This is a genomic window from Gilliamella sp. Pas-s27, assembly GCF_009795865.1.
GTDB lineage: Bacteria > Pseudomonadota > Gammaproteobacteria > Enterobacterales > Orbaceae > Gilliamella.
Map to the genome: position 1 here is coordinate 1 of NZ_WTEW01000073.1, position 1760 is coordinate 1760.

The 1760-nt window shown below is 30.0% G+C and carries 2 protein-coding genes and 1 pseudogene; all 3 read right to left on the reverse strand.

Annotated features, from left to right (window positions below):
• Positions 1-602 (reverse strand): annotated as a pseudogene (locus GQ589_RS11660) (hypothetical protein); the annotation flags it as partial.
• Complete coding sequence (locus GQ589_RS11665) at positions 592-828, reverse strand: hypothetical protein (protein ID WP_160426404.1); 237 nt, start codon at positions 826-828, stop codon at positions 592-594. The pseudogene GQ589_RS11660 and the gene GQ589_RS11665, both read right to left, overlap by 11 nt.
• Positions 829-930: 102 nt before the next feature.
• Positions 931-1611, reverse strand: coding sequence for a hypothetical protein (locus tag GQ589_RS11670; RefSeq protein WP_160426406.1), 681 nt, complete (start codon positions 1609-1611; stop codon positions 931-933).
• Positions 1612-1760: the final 149 nt, after the last annotated feature.

The window sequence follows — 1760 nt, forward strand, 5'->3', positions numbered from 1 at the left end:
ATCTTGGTCTTTGCATAAGGTTTACCCACTGTCGTATCTGATGCTGCTTCTTTTTCCAGTAGTTTGGTTTGTTTCGCTATGCCAAGAAATGTTTTGTCTTCTTCTGCGGTTTTACTCGCTTCTGCTTGTGTTTGAGTAATATAACTTGGCAAGTCTTCACAGGTGAAACACTCAACATGTAAATGAGCACAAAATTTTTTATCGTTTAAATCTTCTGGCAAAATTTCTATATCAATGTACTTACCATTTTTATCGGTTTCTTTAGTAATACCTTTATTTTGGTTATGACCTATATGCCCCACCAAATCACCCGCTTTAATCGGAAAGGGCTTATCTAATACCACCACTTCGTTGTATTTTTTTCCTCTGACGATATTTTCAAGGCAATCATACCAAACTTTTTTCTTTTCTGTCGGTAACGGTAGCGTGGGTTTGCCATCTCGAACTACTTCCACTAACTCAACATAATTTTTCGTTTTTTTCTTTCCTGTTATCTTAACTTGTGTGCCCACCGGTAGCATTGAGTAAAGTTTTTTATCGTTTTTATCCTTAAAGTCATTCCAGACTCTTAGACCTTTAGATTTAACTAAATTAGCGTTCAACTCTTTTTCTTTTTTTTTTCTTTTTTTCTTTCGTCAATCCTGTATCGGTTTCACTGCCCGGTATTTCAAATTCCGATGTTGTTACTGCTTTGCCGGTATACACCCAACCTAAAATGTCTACTTCTACTTTATCACGTTTATGCGTTTTAAGGTTTAATTCAGGAATTGAGGAATACCCTTCGACAAAACTCGAAACAGCGTACCATTTACATTCTTCATCATGCAAATCAAGATTTAAATTAACTTTTGTCCCCTCTTGTAATACCGCTAATTTTTCTTCGACTTAATTGTATTGATACTTTGGCTTTATATTTTAAAATTAAAATAGTCAATTAAAACTGTTTAACATCATTGGCTCAACAGTATTTTTTTCACATTTATAATTATTTAAACGCTTTCCATTTTGGATTATTTGAATGCCTTCATTTTGGGGTTGAGTATTTATTAAGTATTGAGTATTTTTATTAACAAAAGTTATTATGTGATCACTTTCATTTTGGTTAGTTAATTCTTTTATTAATTCTAATTTTATATTTGATTTATTTCCAAATCGATACAATAAATTATGAGTTACATAATTGTAGCAAATTGATAATTGATTATTACCAATTCGACAACCGAACGCATCTTTTTCATTCTGACTCTTTTTACAAAGAGTTGAATCTTTATAAAATATATTTTGATTATAAAGTGTTATAATGTCTTTGTACCCCATTGATAGTAATTTAGTATAAAACTTATCTTTCCAAACTGTATCTATATTTGTTTTTAACAAATTATTAGCTAAAAGCAATAGAAAAGAATCTGTATATGAAAGTGCAGCTTTACCAATAAAAAAATCTTGTTTTTTTGATAAAATAGTTTCAATAAATTTATCAGTATTATCATCAATATTTTCAATCGAATAATCAGTAACCTGCCCGAGGGAAAAATCTAAGTATATTTCACCTATTTTAATTAACTTCTTATTTTTACTTGTTAAATAGGTTATTTTAGCAGGACTTTGCATACCTCCGAATTTATCAAAAATAGATATAATGCCCAAGTCTGAAATCTGAATTAAAGGGTTAATTTGTAATAGTCTTTACTTAATCTGACATTCAAGTTATTTTATAACACAAATAAGGAGAGTCAGAAATGAATCAAACAGCCAAAATC

Coding starts and splice junctions, on each gene's coding strand:
- GQ589_RS11670 (WP_160426406.1), bottom strand. CDS start 1,611: ATGCAAAGTCCTGCTAAAATAACCTATTTAACAAGTAAAAATAAGAAG.